Annotated in this window: 15 protein-coding genes and 1 pseudogene; 8 read left to right on the top strand and 8 right to left on the bottom strand. The window is 44.9% G+C overall.

Features of this window, described 5'->3' with window-relative positions:
- Nucleotides 1–484 precede the first annotated feature (484 nt).
- A complete protein-coding gene (locus L4D76_RS20600; protein WP_428442754.1) occupies nt 485–1,780 on the top strand; it encodes an OmpP1/FadL family transporter in 1,296 nt (431 codons plus the stop codon).
- A 355-nt stretch (nt 1,781–2,135) separates the two neighbouring features.
- On the opposite strand, the gene L4D76_RS20595 is transcribed toward L4D76_RS20600, so the two are convergent.
- Nucleotides 2,136–2,588, bottom strand: a complete 453-nt coding sequence (locus L4D76_RS20595; RefSeq protein ID WP_428442753.1) for a BRCT domain-containing protein — start codon at nt 2,586–2,588, stop codon at nt 2,136–2,138.
- A gap of 125 nt (nt 2,589–2,713) precedes the next feature.
- On the opposite strand from L4D76_RS20595, the gene L4D76_RS20590 reads away from it, so the two are divergent.
- A complete protein-coding gene (locus tag L4D76_RS20590) occupies nt 2,714–3,289 on the top strand; it encodes a hypothetical protein (RefSeq protein WP_428442752.1) in 576 nt (191 codons plus the stop codon).
- Nucleotides 3,290–3,396: 107 nt separating this feature from the next.
- On the opposite strand, the gene L4D76_RS20585 is transcribed toward L4D76_RS20590, so the two are convergent.
- The 3 genes from L4D76_RS20585 to L4D76_RS20575 all read right to left on the bottom strand — a co-directional run bounded on the left by L4D76_RS20585 (nt 3,397) and on the right by L4D76_RS20575 (nt 5,913).
- Complete coding sequence (locus L4D76_RS20585; protein WP_428442751.1) at nt 3,397–3,666, bottom strand: LysR substrate-binding domain-containing protein; 270 nt, start codon at nt 3,664–3,666, stop codon at nt 3,397–3,399.
- A gap of 149 nt (nt 3,667–3,815) precedes the next feature.
- Nucleotides 3,816–4,760: a phospholipase A gene (locus L4D76_RS20580; protein WP_428442750.1), complete on the bottom strand. Its 945-nt coding sequence runs from the start codon at nt 4,758–4,760 to the stop codon at nt 3,816–3,818.
- 574 nt (nt 4,761–5,334) lie between these two features.
- Nucleotides 5,335–5,913, bottom strand: coding sequence for a TetR/AcrR family transcriptional regulator (locus L4D76_RS20575; RefSeq protein ID WP_428442749.1), 579 nt, complete (start codon nt 5,911–5,913; stop codon nt 5,335–5,337).
- Between the two features lie 647 nt (nt 5,914–6,560).
- Here L4D76_RS20575 and L4D76_RS20570 point away from each other — a divergent pair.
- The 6 genes from L4D76_RS20570 to L4D76_RS20545 all read left to right on the top strand — a co-directional run bounded on the left by L4D76_RS20570 (nt 6,561) and on the right by L4D76_RS20545 (nt 11,296).
- Nucleotides 6,561–7,070: a cytochrome c gene (locus tag L4D76_RS20570; RefSeq protein ID WP_428442748.1), complete on the top strand. Its 510-nt coding sequence runs from the start codon at nt 6,561–6,563 to the stop codon at nt 7,068–7,070.
- Between the two features lie 55 nt (nt 7,071–7,125).
- Entirely contained in the window at nt 7,126–7,755 is a 630-nt protein-coding gene (gene bamJ, locus L4D76_RS20565; RefSeq protein ID WP_428442747.1) for a BamJ family beta-barrel-assembly machinery protein, read from the top strand.
- A 53-nt stretch (nt 7,756–7,808) separates the two neighbouring features.
- On the top strand, nt 7,809–9,281 hold the full coding sequence (locus L4D76_RS20560; RefSeq protein WP_428442746.1) for a reductive dehalogenase: 1,473 nt from the start codon (nt 7,809–7,811) through the stop codon (nt 9,279–9,281).
- Between the two features lie 18 nt (nt 9,282–9,299).
- On the top strand, nt 9,300–9,599 hold the full coding sequence (locus tag L4D76_RS20555; protein WP_428442745.1) for a hypothetical protein: 300 nt from the start codon (nt 9,300–9,302) through the stop codon (nt 9,597–9,599).
- Nucleotides 9,600–9,840: 241 nt separating this feature from the next.
- Nucleotides 9,841–11,097, top strand: a complete 1,257-nt coding sequence (locus L4D76_RS20550) for an FMN-binding protein (protein WP_428442744.1) — start codon at nt 9,841–9,843, stop codon at nt 11,095–11,097.
- Entirely contained in the window at nt 11,090–11,296 is a 207-nt protein-coding gene (locus tag L4D76_RS20545) for a hypothetical protein (RefSeq protein WP_428442743.1), read from the top strand. Before L4D76_RS20550 ends, L4D76_RS20545 begins: the two co-directional genes overlap by 8 nt.
- A 92-nt stretch (nt 11,297–11,388) precedes the next feature.
- On the opposite strand, the gene L4D76_RS20540 is transcribed toward L4D76_RS20545, so the two are convergent.
- From L4D76_RS20540 to nhaB, 4 genes and pseudogenes are all read right to left on the bottom strand, one after another.
- Entirely contained in the window at nt 11,389–11,967 is a 579-nt protein-coding gene (locus L4D76_RS20540; RefSeq protein WP_428442742.1) for a TetR/AcrR family transcriptional regulator, read from the bottom strand.
- Between the two features lie 903 nt (nt 11,968–12,870).
- Nucleotides 12,871–13,581, bottom strand: a complete 711-nt coding sequence (locus tag L4D76_RS20535; RefSeq protein ID WP_428442741.1) for an ion transporter — start codon at nt 13,579–13,581, stop codon at nt 12,871–12,873.
- 195 nt (nt 13,582–13,776) lie between these two features.
- Nucleotides 13,777–13,870 (bottom strand): annotated as a pseudogene (locus tag L4D76_RS20530) (DDE-type integrase/transposase/recombinase); the annotation flags it as partial.
- A 73-nt stretch (nt 13,871–13,943) separates the two neighbouring features.
- On the bottom strand, nt 13,944–15,536 hold the full coding sequence (nhaB, locus tag L4D76_RS20525) for a Na(+)/H(+) antiporter NhaB (protein WP_428442740.1): 1,593 nt from the start codon (nt 15,534–15,536) through the stop codon (nt 13,944–13,946).
- Nucleotides 15,537–15,724 lie beyond the last annotated feature (188 nt).

Below are 15,724 nucleotides of genomic sequence, written 5' to 3'. Positions count from 1 at the left end.
AGTAAGAGCCCAACACACTAATAAGATCTCGTGCACACTTTTGTTCAAAAATCTAAGGTCATGCCTTTCGGCGGTCATAGGTTAACTTTTTGACAAACGAACCGCTCTCACCACTGTTTGTAACTATTTATTATGATCTGGGTCATTTTTCCGTGGCATCCTAAACGTCCCGATGGCTACCCATTTAGTATTGTCCTCCTTATTGGTAATAGTATGTGAACAATGGCTTTATTTATCCGATTGGTTTCTTTCCATATCATATCCTTACTCGCCATGTGGCTTTGCCCTGTGGATAAAGAATTAAGTAATGATCTAGAAAAAAACACCCCACCTGGATAATCAGCAAGAGATTGAAATTAAGGATATTACTGATGGAGAAGATGTAAATAAATCCCGTCGCAACCTGTTTAAAATCGGTGCCGGTACATGGGGCCTGTTTATCGCCCCGGCTAATAAATAAACCCATTGATAAAAGAAAAACAAAATGAAATTAAATAATTTAGCAGTGCACAGTTTAGAAATCACGAAGTGTCATTTAATGAGTCGTCATAGCTTATCTTGTTACTTGGCAGGAGGGGCGTTACTACTGGCTCCTTTATTTGCACAGGCTGGTGGTGGTATCCACACCATGGTTGCGGTTACTAAGTATACAGCAACCGCAGGCGCGGGCCATGCCACAGATACCGGGGCCACCGCTTCTTACAATAATCCCGCCGGTCTGGGGTTATTCCAAGGCAGAGAGTTATACACGGGTGTCACTGTACTTGAGGACTCGCTGCACTTTTACGATGAAGGTTCCACTGGCCCCGACGCTGATGCGCGAGCTCGGGATATTGACTACTCGGGTAGTGGACTAACGGCTATTCCTTCACTGTTCTATGCCTCGTCTATTAACGACAACCTGGCTTATGGCATCTCCTTTGCCCCCATGTCCGGTGGTGAAGCAGACTTTGGTTCTGATTGGGTTGGCTCCAATTTTGTCAACTCGGCAGATGTTAAGATTGTAGGTTTATCTGCCGCAGTGGGGCACCGCATCAATGATAGCTGGTCTCTGGGCGCGTCAGTGGGAGTGGCTTATATGTCCTGGGAGGTGGATAGTGAAGTGCCGGCTAACGATGCACCCAACTCGACAAACTCCTTTGAACTCGAAGATTTTCAGCCGTATTGGCAATTAGGTGTGATGTATCTGCCGACAGATACTACTCGGATGGGCTTGCGTTATCTTTCTGGTGCGGATTTTGAGTTAAGTGGTGATAACAACATGGTTCTGGACGGCCAAGAGGTAACAACCGATGCCGGTTTGACTGGCTTTAATATGCCAAATCTGCTGTCGTTCAGTATCGATCACCAACTGTCTGAGCGCCTGTCACTGCTGGCGGATATTAAATGGAATGAGTGGTCGAGAATGGAGGAAAATATCTTGACCGTGGGTGATACGACGGGTGTGATCGACAGAAACTGGCGCAATACCTGGGGAGGCGCTGTTGGCGTTGCCTACCAGCAGAGCGAAGCGCTTAGCCTTAAGGCCGGCATCAGTTATGATGAGTCGCCGGTGGCGACAAAAGACCATAAGGTGGATCCGCCACTGGATCGCCAGGTACGCTATGCCTTTGGTGTGGGCTATGCGCCGACCGAAAAGAACTGGAGTCTTGATTTGAGCTATCAATATCTGGATCTTGGTGACGTGACCGTCAACCAGTCCGTCGGGCCTTATGTCGTTAAGGGAAGCAGTGAAGCGCATTGTCATATAATCAACCTGGGACTTGGTTACCGCTTTTAACAGCGCTTCTGGCTTACACCTCCTTTTGGGTCAGGGCGGGATCGTATTTTGTTAACAAAATTTGATTGAGTGGATCGGCTGTGATCTAATTGGCCTCCCAGCCTTGACCCGAGCAGCACATGACCATTATTGAGCACCTTTCATTTCATGTAAGGCCGCTGATGCGGCCTTTTTGAATAATCATTCACTCATCCTTGACTCTGCTAGACATGAATATAATTAGGGTAAATCGGTATTAACAGAGTATAAATGAGTCGAGACTCTAACTCGGTTTGGGTCATAAGTAAGTTGGAAAAGGCAGGCCAAGTTGAGTTGTACCTGCCAAAATTTCAGATCGTGTATCAGTCAGTACACTTTAATGTATCAAGTCAAGATACTCTTGCTCCGAAAGCACCTTGACACCTTTTTCTCTAGCTCCATTTATCTTAGTTTCACCAACTTTTTCTCCGGCTACTAGATAAGTTGTTTTACCTGTCACTGATTTTCCAACTTTAGCCCCTAAGGACTTAGCATGCTTTTCCATATCACTTCTAGAACCTTGAAGCATAGTGCCAGTAAATACAATTACTGCACCAGCTATAGATGAAGAAGACATCTTATTCTCTGATTCTTTGGGTGTAATAGCCAAGTTAAAGTCGAGTTTGTAGACCTTGAAGAACTCTTCCTTAATATTTGACAAACCTTCTACAATTGCTTCTGCGCTAAGTCGTGCGAACCCATCAATTTTAACTATCTCTTCTACCGATAGGTCGAATAATTCCGTTACAGAATGATGTTGAAGATAAGAAATAAGAAAGAGGACAGGCATACTTAAGAAACCATCAATCCTGTTAGTTTCACTGCATAGCAACACCAATCCCAATCTGATCCTCTGCCCCTTTTAAAGTCTGATATATGAACTATGGTCATTATTCCACCAGCAAGGATTGACTCATGACCACCGCCAGAAAACAACAAATATGCTTAGAATCAACGCACTACTACCACTGTGTTTCACGCTGTGTGCGGCGCACCTTTCTCTGTGGCTACGATGAAGCAACAGAAACGTCTTTTGAACACCGTCGCGAGTGGATTGAAGCGAAGATCAAACAACTCAGCAGTATCTATTGCATTGATATTTGTGCCTACTCCGTAATGAGTAACCACTACCACCTGGTAGTGCATATTGATAAAGAGAAAGCACAAGCGTTAACAGATCAGGAAGTCATTGAACGCTTGTGTACCCTTCATAACAAACCGGTACTGATCCAGCGGTTGCTGACTGGTGATACCAAAAGCGACGCCGAATTCAACGCCTGCAAAACCATCATCGACGAGTGGCGTTCTAGAGTCGCTAACCTCTGCTGGTTTAAGCGTGAACTCAATTTAGATATCGCCACACAGGCAAATAAAGAAGATAAATGTACCGGTCATTTCTGGGAGGGCCGCTTTAAGTGCCAAGCATTGCTAGATGAACAACACTCGTCGATTATTAGCGAACCTGAAGATATCCGAATACTACTGATTTAATTTCCGCCCTCAAATCAGGGGGGGGGGTGTTGAAACGCTCAAATAACAAGCAAAACTACAACTCACGAATTGACGACCAGGCCTGACGGTAAATTTGAACTTCCACATTATTCACAACTATTCAAATGCTGATGCAAAAAATCATGCAGCAGCTTCAGTCGGTGCGAGGCCATATGGTCTTTGGGCCGGAGGGAATAGAGATTGAGAATTGCCGTGTCAAAAGCAGCTAATATGGGCACTAAATGACCACCAGCAAGAGCATCGGCAACGACAAAATCAGGGAGCAACGCGATGCCCTGCCCCGCCAATAAGGCATCATAAAACAGTTTACTATTATTGGACTGTAATCGCGGTTCAATATAAACTTTGTGACACAACCCTTGGTTGTTCTATCTTATATTGTTCACTCAGCTCAGGATACCCAATAGCTACCGAGTCGTTTAACCATATCAAAAGACCAAGTAGCTTTAGTACTGCAATAAAGCCCCAATTTAGAGCTGTCATATTCTGGTTTGCTTGGTAACCGTCACAACCAGTCGTAGATAAGTATTCCCAAACTCGCTCGATTCACATTGTGGTTGTAATCTATCAGGCTTTCACCGTAACCGTTGAAATACTGAAAATAGCCTTTTAGTCCGCCATGAATAGGGAAGGCCCAGCTGAATTCCACACCTCCCTTGTTATCACTGCTGCGCAAGTTATTACGCAACAGTAAGCTGTAGAGATGCTGGTCGTTCTTGTAGCTCAGTCTGACTTCACCGTAACCGAGATATTTTTCAATATCAGGGTTATCATCATCACTCTCGTCTTCCGGAATGCGATACCAGGGTGTGAGTGACAACCGGAAGTTGTCTTTACCGAGTTCAAAATTAGCATAGATGCGATTCCAGCTGCGAGATAGCTGCTCTGCCCGCCCATTGGATTGGTGAATAAATCCTAGATCCGTCTGTAACAAGGTAAATCCCAGGATATTAATATTGGAGTAATAGCTTGTAAACATCTCGGGACTGTAGTTGGTCTCACGAAAGGGGGCTGACTCGTCTGAGTTGTATAGCTGCCACCAGGCGGTTTGCGTATAGCCAAACCAGAGATCCCAGTTGTTATTATACAGGTCATCCCAAAGCTTGAGCTTGCCGCTGATTTGGAATTTGACCTCCGTATGATTGATCTCGGCACCGGGTTTGATTTGCTGCCAAATTGCCTCATTGGGGTTATCATTATAGGAGACAGGAAGTATGTAATTTGGCTGGTGAGGTGACAATCGAAATAGCTCTCGTTCGTCAAAGTAGCGGACAATCTCGGGCATGCTCATTGCGTCAAGATTAAAGTCTGCCGGTGCTTGCTGCCTGTTTAGAGAACTATCGTAACAGGCTAGTCTCTCATGTTCATCGACGATTTCCCGGCAATCGGGCATGGCGAGGCTGTTGGCCGAGTATGCTACCATCATGCCCATTATCAGTTTTTTTGACATAATTTTCCCTCCGTTTGTGATGAGCTAGCAATCAATGTCAGGCTGGCTACTTTGGCACTGAAGGCACTGACGATGAAAAATATCCGTGTCATTGGCACCATATACCTGACTACGTCCTTCCGCTAAGATCATTGCCTTCTTTCTCGCGAGTACCATGTACTAACTGGTTATTTCTTTTCTTGTAATTGTAACCAATAGTTGTTGTATCAGTTGTACCGTAGAACCACATAATTCGACATAACATCCGTAAACCAAATCAACATGTTTTGTTAGATTACAGGCAAAAAAAAGCTGAGCATCTTGCTCAGCTAAAGGAATAAATAATAAGTACACATAATTAGCAGTGGTTTAGCATTAAACCATTGGCATAAGCATAACTTGGGAATATTGAATCCGTGCTGAATATTAGATAACTTAATGTAACAAATGTAAGAAGTGGTATAACAATGCCGTATTGGACTTCGCGCGTTACAGGCAAAAAACCGCGTATGTTGCCGCGGCTTTCAATTAAATATTGAGAAACATACAGTTACAAGCTCTGATGTAATGAACCATTTTTTACAACAGGCCCCATTTAATTGATAGCAGTCGCATGAGGTTGCTTTTTGAACAATGTGTGAATCAATTTTTCAGCTGTTCTCTTATGTGAATGAGGATCACCCTGCATCACCCCGCCGCAGGCCTGGTAGCAGAGAAAGGCCTGAGCACGTGTTTCCTGCTCGTCCTCATCAAAACCGGCATCGGCAAAAGCCCTACGGATCACTGCCATCCGTCGGCAATAAATACTATCGAACATCGCCTTTGCCGACTCATCATGGCTGGCCCAGGCACAGATTGCCAGCTCATATTTCAGCAGTTTTTGTTCGATAACAGTATTAAGAATAATTTGTAAACGTTGCGCCGGTTCAAGCTGCGGCAGTTGCGGGTTTTCCGACACCACAAAGGTGAACTCCGAAGCCCAGTACTCAAGCATATGGTCCAGCAGGTCTTGCCGGTCTTTAAAATGCCAGTAGAAACTGGTTTTGGCGACACCGACTTTACGCGAGAGGCTATTTATTGTGAGCTTTTCCACCCCTTGCTCGGCCAGCTCCTTTAATCCTGCTTCCAGCCATTCTTCTTTGGAAAAATGCTGACGTTTTACTTTATTCGTCATCTCAACCCCATTACCACCAAAATGTTTATTGCTTTAAATCAAACGTCAATTTCCATGCAGCTATGTTCACCAGTGTACATGACCCGTACTTTTCAGTTTTTGAAATGTCAGCAAAACTGGTTTTGGCGATGCAGACCATATACGACAGGCGACTAATAGTAAGCTTGTCTCTTGGCCACAACTTGCCTTTATTAATCACAACCTATTGACAGTTTAATTTTACCGGAAAAAGCGCAACTAAATTAAACCGTTCAATATCAATAATATACACCAATAAACAAAGGGGAGCTTCTCGATAAGCACCTTTACCCCTGCTTCCAGTCATTCATCTTTGGAACAATGCTGACGCTTTACTTTATTCGTCACTTCAATATTCGTACCACAAATAATTTTATTGCTTTAAATCAAAAGATTGTGTTATTTCAAACCAAATGTCAATTTTTTGAACCACCACTATGTACAAGCCTGCACATAAGCGTCACTATGCCTCATGCGCAGTGCAGTGACGTACCCATATTGTTTGGTAAGCGTATCAGTCCATTCTCTATTAGTAGTTGCTGATGGTTAACTCATTATTCGGCATCAGCCGGCACTAGATGGACCGAAGCGTTTTCACCCTTTGAAGCATGTAGTCAGGAAATCTAAAAATGAAAAAGACAGTTCTTTCTCTTGCCTTGGCAGCAACCGCATTCTGTGGCTCTGCCGCCGCAAATAAAATGCCAGATCCCTACGCAGAAGCCGAACCAGCAATTCAAATTCGCCAGGGCGTCCACCAACTGATGAGCGCGACCCTGATGGATGCAGGTGCTATCGCCACAGGGCAGAAAAAGTGGAACGGCTTTACCTTGCTGAACCGCGTTGATGCTCTGGCACAGGTTTCTCAGATGTACGACGACTTCTTCTTTATTCAAGGTTCATTCGAAAAGAGCAACACCGTTGATGATCTGCTTGAGCGTAAATCGGAATTTATGAGCAGTTCAAAAGCACTGCAAGATGCAACTTACGGTCTGCGTGTGGCGGTTCGTAGCCACAATCCTCGAGCCAGCATGAAAGGTGTTGTGGCCACTATTGATGCGTGTAATAGCTGTCACCAGACCTTTATGAAACCTGGCACTGAGGTGATCTTACCGCTGCCGGCTTCAAGTACAGCGCATTAATATCCTCAGTGATTTAAATAAACCCATCTAAGTTGTAAAAAAAGGTTGAATAACCATGACAGAGATTAAGCCAGTATCCCTTGAAACTGATGAGCAAAAAGTCAGTTACGGCATGGGTTGGCAGTTTGGCCGCCATCTGCTGACCCACAATTTTGACGGTTTGAATATGGAAGCCACCTTCGCCGGTATTTTGGACAGCTTCAACGATAAAGCCGCTCCAATAACTGATCAGGAAGTGGAAACCGCATTTAAAACCATCGCCGCTCGTGTTGAAGTGGCTCGCCAGAAGGAAGCGGCTGAACTTGCCGGACGAGGCCATGCTTTTATGGCGGAAAATGCCTTGAAACCAGGGGTGATCACTACCCAAAGCGGCCTGCAATACAAGGTCGTGGAAATGGGGGGGGGCCGTAAGGCGGGCCTGGTCGAGAACGTTATCGTTCATTATCACGGTATGCTGATCACCGGTGATGTCTTCGACAGTTCTATTGAGCGTGGTAAGCCAGCTGAATTTCCAATCCAAAGTGTGATACCGGGTTGGACCGAAGTATTACAGATGATGCCAGAAGGATCCAAATGGCGGGTATATATACCGGCGGAATTGGCCTACGGCGAAATGGGCAAACCACCCCAAATACCCGGAAATGCAGCCCTGATCTTTGATATCGAATTAATCGAAGTTGTCTGATCTTTGTTTACCCCGTTTTTTATTCCCTTTTTACCTAAAGAGGATTGAGCATTATGACAAAACAAGTAGAAAACCAGCAAGTGGTCGTTCAGACAGAAGATGATCTGCCGAACATGTCTCGTCGCAGTTTCTTTAAAAGAACAGTGGTTGGCGGCGGTGCAGCGATGCTTGCCGGCGGTGCGGCTCTGGGAGCCTCGAAAGTATCCCTGGAGGGGTCGACCGACACGCCGGGAATTGAAATTGACGAAACCATCTTTAAACCAAAAGACCAGCGCGATGTAATGCTGTGTCATGCAACGAGTCCCTACCTGTCAAAAGTCAGAAACCCGGAAYGTTCCGAGCAATATGCGCGCCTGTGGAAGAAAGATATTAACTTCAATGATGCGCTCCAGATACACGAATATCGCGATCACTTTGATAACAACAAGCCGGGTTACGGTCAGGCTGACCGTGCTATCGGTCACGCCGCCTGGTTTCCGCTGATCGTTGCCAAATCAAAGGCTGCAGCCTTTACCCAGCCTAACACCCCGCTTTTTAGCTGGGATCAGGCTGACGTAGATGAAGAGCAATTTGACTGGGGAAGCGGCAAACGTGCTGCGGATATGATCCGCTCGACCGCTCGCTTGTTTGGTGCCGTACGTGTCGGTATCGCCAAGTTCGACAAACGTTTTGTTTACGATCCACTGTATGACATTGTTGACGATCGCACCCTGTCTTGGGAAAGAGACTTCCCGTTTGAGCCGAAGTCGGTGATCGTTATCGCCACCCCGATGGACTACGATAACGTAGCTACCGCACCGTCCTGGACTTCCGAAGGTGCTACAGGTAACGGTTATAGCGACATGGGTAAAATCGCCTGTCAGGTTGCTAAGTTTATTCGGGGCTGTGGTTACAACGCGGTGGGCGCCGCAAACGATCTGGCCAACTCTGTAGCTTACGCTATCTTAGCGGGACTGGGCGAAGGTGGTCGCCACGGCAATTGCATCATGCCCGGTGTGGGACCGCGTGTTCGACTCTGTAAAGTATTCACCAATATTGATTTTGAAGAGGCTTACGATAAACCCCATTCCTGGGGTATCCGTGATTTCTGTAAGACATGCATGAAGTGTGCCGATGCATGTCCTTCCGGTGCGATAAGTAAAGATGTAGAGCCAAGCTTCGTCCCGACTTACGAGTTCAGCGATGAGCCCGGCTACACCTGGAATAGCCATCTGGGGGTCAGCAAGTGGCATTCCGATTCTAAACGGTGCTTCAACTTCTGGATGGAGAATGACACCTCATGCCTGAACTGTGTCGCCAGCTGTACCTTTAACGAGCCCGATTACTGGCACCACTGGTTCATCATGTCGATCAGCCCTATGATGCCAAAATTTATGCACTCTCTGATGGCAGAAGCGCACCCTGCATTTGGTTACGGTGGTCAAAGCGCGACACCTATCCCGGCCAAGGTGGAGAAATTCTGGCAATCCGGTGAAAATATGCGCATCAACACTTCTACAAAAAACAACATCGGTACTGCCGGTTAAGTCTAAGGAGAATAACGAATGGAAGCACTACAATGGTTTTCACTGGGGATTATCAGCATGCTGGCAATTAACGGTATGGTGTATGCTCATCAGGTGATCCAACTTAAGTGGTACGCCCTGCCACTACTATTGGCCGGTATTCTGGATATGTTTTTTGGTATCGCCTGGAGCGGATCTTCATTTATCGAAGGCTACCCGCAATCCGGGGCGATGGGACTGTCTATTTTTACCGGATCTGGCCTGCTGATCATCATTATGACCTGGCGTCATCTGGTTGCACCAGGCCTTAAAGCCGCAAAGCAATTCAATCCTGAGTGATAATAACCTGAATCCCCTCAGGGCAGTGCCAGTAAGTTAAGCAGACTGGCACTTTCCTTGGGGTCTAATGTAATGAATCGATTTCAGAGCTCCGGTGATCCTGCAATATCCTGGCGGTACTTTCATTTGACGGTGGATTCGAGGGGCTTACGAGGGAGCTGAACTGATTGAAGTCGTTCGTGATCTTGTCTGTTCACTGCAGGTTAGCCTTAAAATAATAGTTTTTCCTAGGAAATTGAGTATGAGTTACTCCAAGTCTAGAACTTCCAAGCTAATAACCTTGTTTGCTTGGCTAAGTTTATTATTTGCATTTTTGGTTGGCCATTTCGCTGCAAAAACCAACTATGTTCATTTATTATTAAAACACTTTCCTGATTCCACATTTACCCATGCCCCCGGTAACGGGAATGGTCCGCGAGCATTCCTGCGACATCATGAAGAGCTGAGTGAACCTGAGTTGATCTTGATTGCTGAAGGTCAAGGCTTCGGCGGTCCGCTCAGCTTGGCGGTGAAAACCACCGAAACTGAATCCGATGCCTACATCAATGAGGTGATTCTGCTTTCCGATCGCGATACTCCCCCATTTATAGCACGTCTTACAAAGCACCAGTTCTACCGTGAGTTCAACAACATGGCGGTCACCGATAATTTTGTCCTGGGGGATGATATCGACGGGGTTTCGGGGGCAACCATCTCTTCTCGCGGTGTTGCCAAGGCGGTACAGGAAGCCATGCATCTCAGTGCGATTGAGCGCCTGGGGCTGGAGCCTAGCTGGGAGGCTGAAAAATGGCAGTTCCACCTCAATGATGGCTTGCTTATATTGCTGATTATGGCAGTGCTATACACGAGCTATACCAATAACAAGTTCAGCGGCAAGCTCAGGTGGCTTATTCCGTTTGTAAGTATGGGTTTTATCGGTTTTTACATCAACTCATCCTTGAGCATCGGTTCACTGGCGGGCCTGGTCATGGGTTATATCCCTAATCCGAAGCAATACCCTACCTGGTGGATCCTGATGGGCTCCGTCTTGGGCGCAATTTTGTTCCTGGGTAAAAACATCTACTGTAATAAATTGTGCCCGTTCTCCACGGTGCAGATGTTGCTGCACAAAATAAGCGGTTTTAAATTTACCGTCAGCCGGGAAGCGGCGAAGCATTCACGTCGGGTGATCTTATTTATGATTTGGGCATCTATGATGCTGATCTTTCTGTCGCATCACCCGGCAATGGGTTCTTACGAACCTTTCTCGATGATGTTTTCGCTGGAGGGCATGGGGATGCAATGGTATGTGTTGCCGTTATCCTTGTTCGGCGCACTGTTTGTGCCAGATTTCTGGTGTCGCTTGTTCTGCCCGGTAGGGTTTACCCTAAACAGTATGGTTCGTTCCCGTAATCGGGTGAGCAATAAACTCAGTGGCCTTAAATTGGTTAAAGCTGAACCTATCGAAGTTAAAACCGCTAACCAACCAAATTTTAATGCCCGGAGGAAAAATGGCTAAAATAATCAGAACGCGGAAAAAGCCCAGAAAGAGCGAGCAGAATTTCAGCACAGCATTAGCAGCTATCACCTTTAGCCTGGTGTTGATCTACTTTATTCAATCGGCAATGGCCATTATCAAGAAACATCCGATCGACACCGCCATTGCCAGATACGAACAACAAGTTCAACTGGAAAGTAATGACAAAGGCGATAACTAACCAATGCGAAACTGTTGCCTTATTGACTGGTTCAGTAATGAGCTTCGGGGATTAAAAACAAAGAGCCGCCCCCATAAAGTGCGGCTCTCTGTTTAATTGGTAACAGATGTGTAAGGTTGTTTTTTAAGAAGTGTGGGGATCATTTTTTCAGCTATTTTCTTATGTGAATGAGGGTCACCCTGCATTACTCCGCCCCAGAGAAGATAACAAAGGAAGGTCTGGGCACGTTTTTCCTGCTCGTCCCCATCAAAACCGGCATCAGCAAAAGTCTGACGAAGTAGTGCTATCCGTCGGCTATAAATACGGTCAAATACCGCCTTTACCGATTCATCATGACTAGCCCAGGCGCGGACTGCCAACTCATATTTCAGCAGTTTTTGTCCTATAACGGTATTAATAATGGTTTGTAAACGTTCCGCCGGCTCAAGCTGCAACAGTTGCGGGTTTTCCGTCACCACAAGGGTGAACACTGAGGCCCAATACTCTAGCATATGGTTCAGCAGATCTTGCCGGTCTTTGAAATACCAGTAGAAACTGGTTCTGGCAACGCCGACTGTACGCGACAGGCTATTTATGGTGAGCTTGTCCACCCCTTGCTCGGCCAGCACCTTTAATCCGGCTTCCAGCCATTCTTCTTTGGAAAAACGCTGACGTTTTACTTTATCCGTCATCTCAATATCCATGCCACAAAAATGTTTTTAGATTTATTTAAAGCAAAAAGATCGTTTTTAAACTAAATGTCAATTATTGGAGTTATGTCTGTGTACCGATTGGTACCTATCCTATTTGGTAAACATATCAGTTCATTATCCACTATAAGTTACAGATGGTTAACTCATTTTTGGGGTTGTGGCGCAAACGGTTCTGTTGCAATACATAAAACGGTTTTGTCGCAATAAAATGTTGAAGTACTAACGCGTTGAAATGACTACCATCGATACCGTGTTGGCCGGTAAGCAGTATGACCTCGTAAGGGAGATGTGACATCACTATATTGTGCTTACAAATGTGATTCGGTTTACGGGTGTTACGTAAAATCGGTACTGAACAGATGCGACCATTTAATGGCCGATGCCTCTCGCATTAAGCGGGGATTCAGTAATTCGAGTTATAATTATAATCAATGATTTCATTAGTTAACCATATCTAAAACTGTTGTTTTTCGCTGAGCAGGATGCTCAGCTTTTTTTTGCCTGAAATTCAGAACCAGTAGATAACCAACTCCGGGGCAGGCATTACCGGTAACCAAAATCATAACCCTGCAACGTATGGAAAAATCGTCCAATCCAATTAGACACATCGCACCAACAATTACACTTTTTATATTAAGCTCCATGACATTCAGCACAGATTCAATATTCCAAGGTTATACTCATATCAATGGTTCAATGCGAACCACTGCTAATTTTGTGTATTATTATTTATTCCTTTCGCTGAGCAGGATGCTCAGCTTTTTTTTGCCTGTAAAGTACGAAAAGGCTAAAAACGGTGTGTAAACCATGGCAGTTCTAACACATACTGGGGCATATATGGGCACCCCAGTTAAATGAGCGTTTCAACAAATTCAGTCGGATTTATTGATCTCTCTCCCTTGCTTGAGATAATGCTGTTGAAATTAAACCTGTTGGTACAGCTACGATTCCAAGACCGACTATCAACACAAAAAACGTAAAAATCTTTCCGCCAGAAGTTACAGGAAACATATCACCATACCCTACGGTTGTTAGAGTTGTAACAGCCCACCATAAACTATGAAAAACAGATTTAAACTTCTCAGGCTGAGCTGCGTATTCACAGTAGTATATGCCAACTGCCGACAAATAAAGCAGAATCATAGCAATGAAACCAAATAATATCAGTTCTTCCCTTGCTATAATTAACGCCCGATGAAAGCGATTAAAAGCCTTACTATATTTGAATAACTTTAATATCCTAACCAATTGAAATAATCTAAAGACTCTTACAGAACGAAGATCTAGACCGGTAAAAATATAGAAAGGTAATATAGCGGCCAAATCGACTAACCCATGAAAACTGAAAACAAATTCAAACTTTCTTTCAGCCACAATGAAACGTAAAATATATTCAATTGTAAAAATAATTACCGTAAAAACTTCAATCCCATACAAAACATCTTTAGTGTCAGATGACAAATCAGGAAGAGTGCCAATAGAAAAAGCGACTAAAGATATTAATATCAACCCTTGAATTATGGATGCAAAGACTTTTCCATAAATGTATTCATAATCATATAGAAATCGCCAAACCATTGCTTTTTGAATCAATTTAATACACCTATTTTAAGTACCATAAATTCAGATGACTGTAGACAAAGCATATAACACTTTATTATAAGAACGCCTTTAATATATCCTCTATAATCGAAAAATATACGAAAAAAATTTAGAACCAAATCGTATACCTTACTTCAGACACATTCCCACGTTTAGGTAACAGGGTTCTTTCAATCACATCAGCATATTTATCAACAGCTCGATAGCAATACTTCCACTGATCTTTGACGTTGATATAAATCTGATCCATTCGCCACGAAGAAGCCACTGGCTTCTTCTTTTTGTGAACTCAATGTTCTGGCAGTGCGCATATTGAATCACTCAGCGATTCAATATACTCGTGAAAGATTCAATTAATGTACGGCAGCAGGTGCGATAGTCGACATGGCTTCTGCTGTATGGTGAGCTAGCCAACCCATGTCATAGAACCATGCAGTCATCGGCGTCAGCATAAATTCGATACCCGCCAGACCAACCAGTGACAGAACAATGGTATAAGGCAGTGCCATATACACCATGCGGCCATAAGACAGGCGAATTAGCGGAGCCAGGGCGGAGGTCAACGCGAATAGGAAGGCCGCCTGACCGTTCGGTGTTGCCACTGACGGAAGGTTGGTACCAGTGTTAATCGCGACTGCCAGCATATCGAACTGGTCACGAGTGATCACACCGTCAACCAGCGCTGTTTTCACTTCGTTGATATAAACCGTACCGACGAAGACGTTATCTGACACCATCGACAGCAGGCCATTGGCAATATAGAACATTGTCATCTGGGCGCTGCCTTCCAGGCTCAGCACCATAGTGATAATAGGCGTGAATAGRTGCTGGTCGATAATAACCGCGACAATCGAGAAGAARACGGCCAATAATGCGGTGAACGGCAGTGCTTCTTCAAACGCTTTACCTAATGCGTGCTCTTCGGTGATACCGGTAAAGGAGGTGGCGAAAATAATAACCGTCAGGCCGATCAGGCCAACAGCGGCTAAGTGCAATGCTAGACCTATGATTAGCCATACTGCAATTAACGCCTGAACAGTCAGTTTTGCATAATCAATGTTGGTGCGGTTTCTACGTTCTTCGTTATCAAAGTCAACCAGGATCTTGCGAACGTTTTCTGGCAGGCGAGTACCGTAGCCGCAAATCTGGAATTTTTCGACAAGCACGCAAGTGAGTAGACCGCAGAAGAAAACAGGTACAGTGACAGGTGCCATACGGAGAACGAATTCACCAAATTGCCAGCCAGCCTGGTCGGCAATGATCAGGTTCTGAGGTTCACCAACCATGGTCATAACCCCACCTAACGCGGTACCGATACCAGCATGCATCAGCAGGCTGCGAAGGAATGAGCGGTAGTTCTCAAGGTCATTACGGCTCACTTCACGAATATGTAAATCGGTTGTGTGGTCGTGAGATGCGTGAGGCTCTTGTCCTGACGCGACCTTGTGGTAGATGCTGTAGAAACCAATGGTTACACTAATTACAACGGCAATAACCGTCAGTGCATCAAGGAATGCCGACAAAAATGCAGCCATCACCACGAAGGAAAGCGATAACAGGGTTTTCGAGTGAATACCGATCAGCATCTTGGTAAAAAGAAACAGTAGCAGCTGCTTCATAAAGTAGATACCCGCTACCATAAAGATCAGCAGTAGTATTACTTCGATGTTTGCAACCAGCTCATGTTTAACCTGAGCTGGGCTGGTCATACCGATAGCGACGGCTTCAATCGCCAGCAGACCACCGGGTTGTAATGGGTAACACTTTAATGCCATGGCCAGAGTGAAGATGAACTCAATCACTAATAACCAACCCGCAACAAAAGGGTCGATGAGGAAGAAAACAACAGGGTTGATAATTAGAAATGCAATGATTGCAATTTTGTACCAATCAGGTGCCTTACCTAAAAAGTTCTTTATAAAGGCGTTCCCTAACGAAATAGCCATGCTTTTGGATCTCTTGTAATACGCAAATTAATGTATTGAGCTGTCTGCTGGCTTGCCTTTGCAGTCTGAGATCGGGATAACCATCTAATTGTTGCACTGGTTAACGTGTTCTTTATGAGACTCTTTAAGCTAAAAACCATAGCCAGGTAAAAGATATGGCTAGGATGGTGTTTAACTTAAAGCAGGCA

The organism is Photobacterium sagamiensis (assembly GCF_050337085.1).
GTDB lineage: Bacteria > Pseudomonadota > Gammaproteobacteria > Enterobacterales > Vibrionaceae > Photobacterium > Photobacterium sagamiensis.
This window is presented reverse-complemented; position numbering and strand designations above follow the sequence as displayed.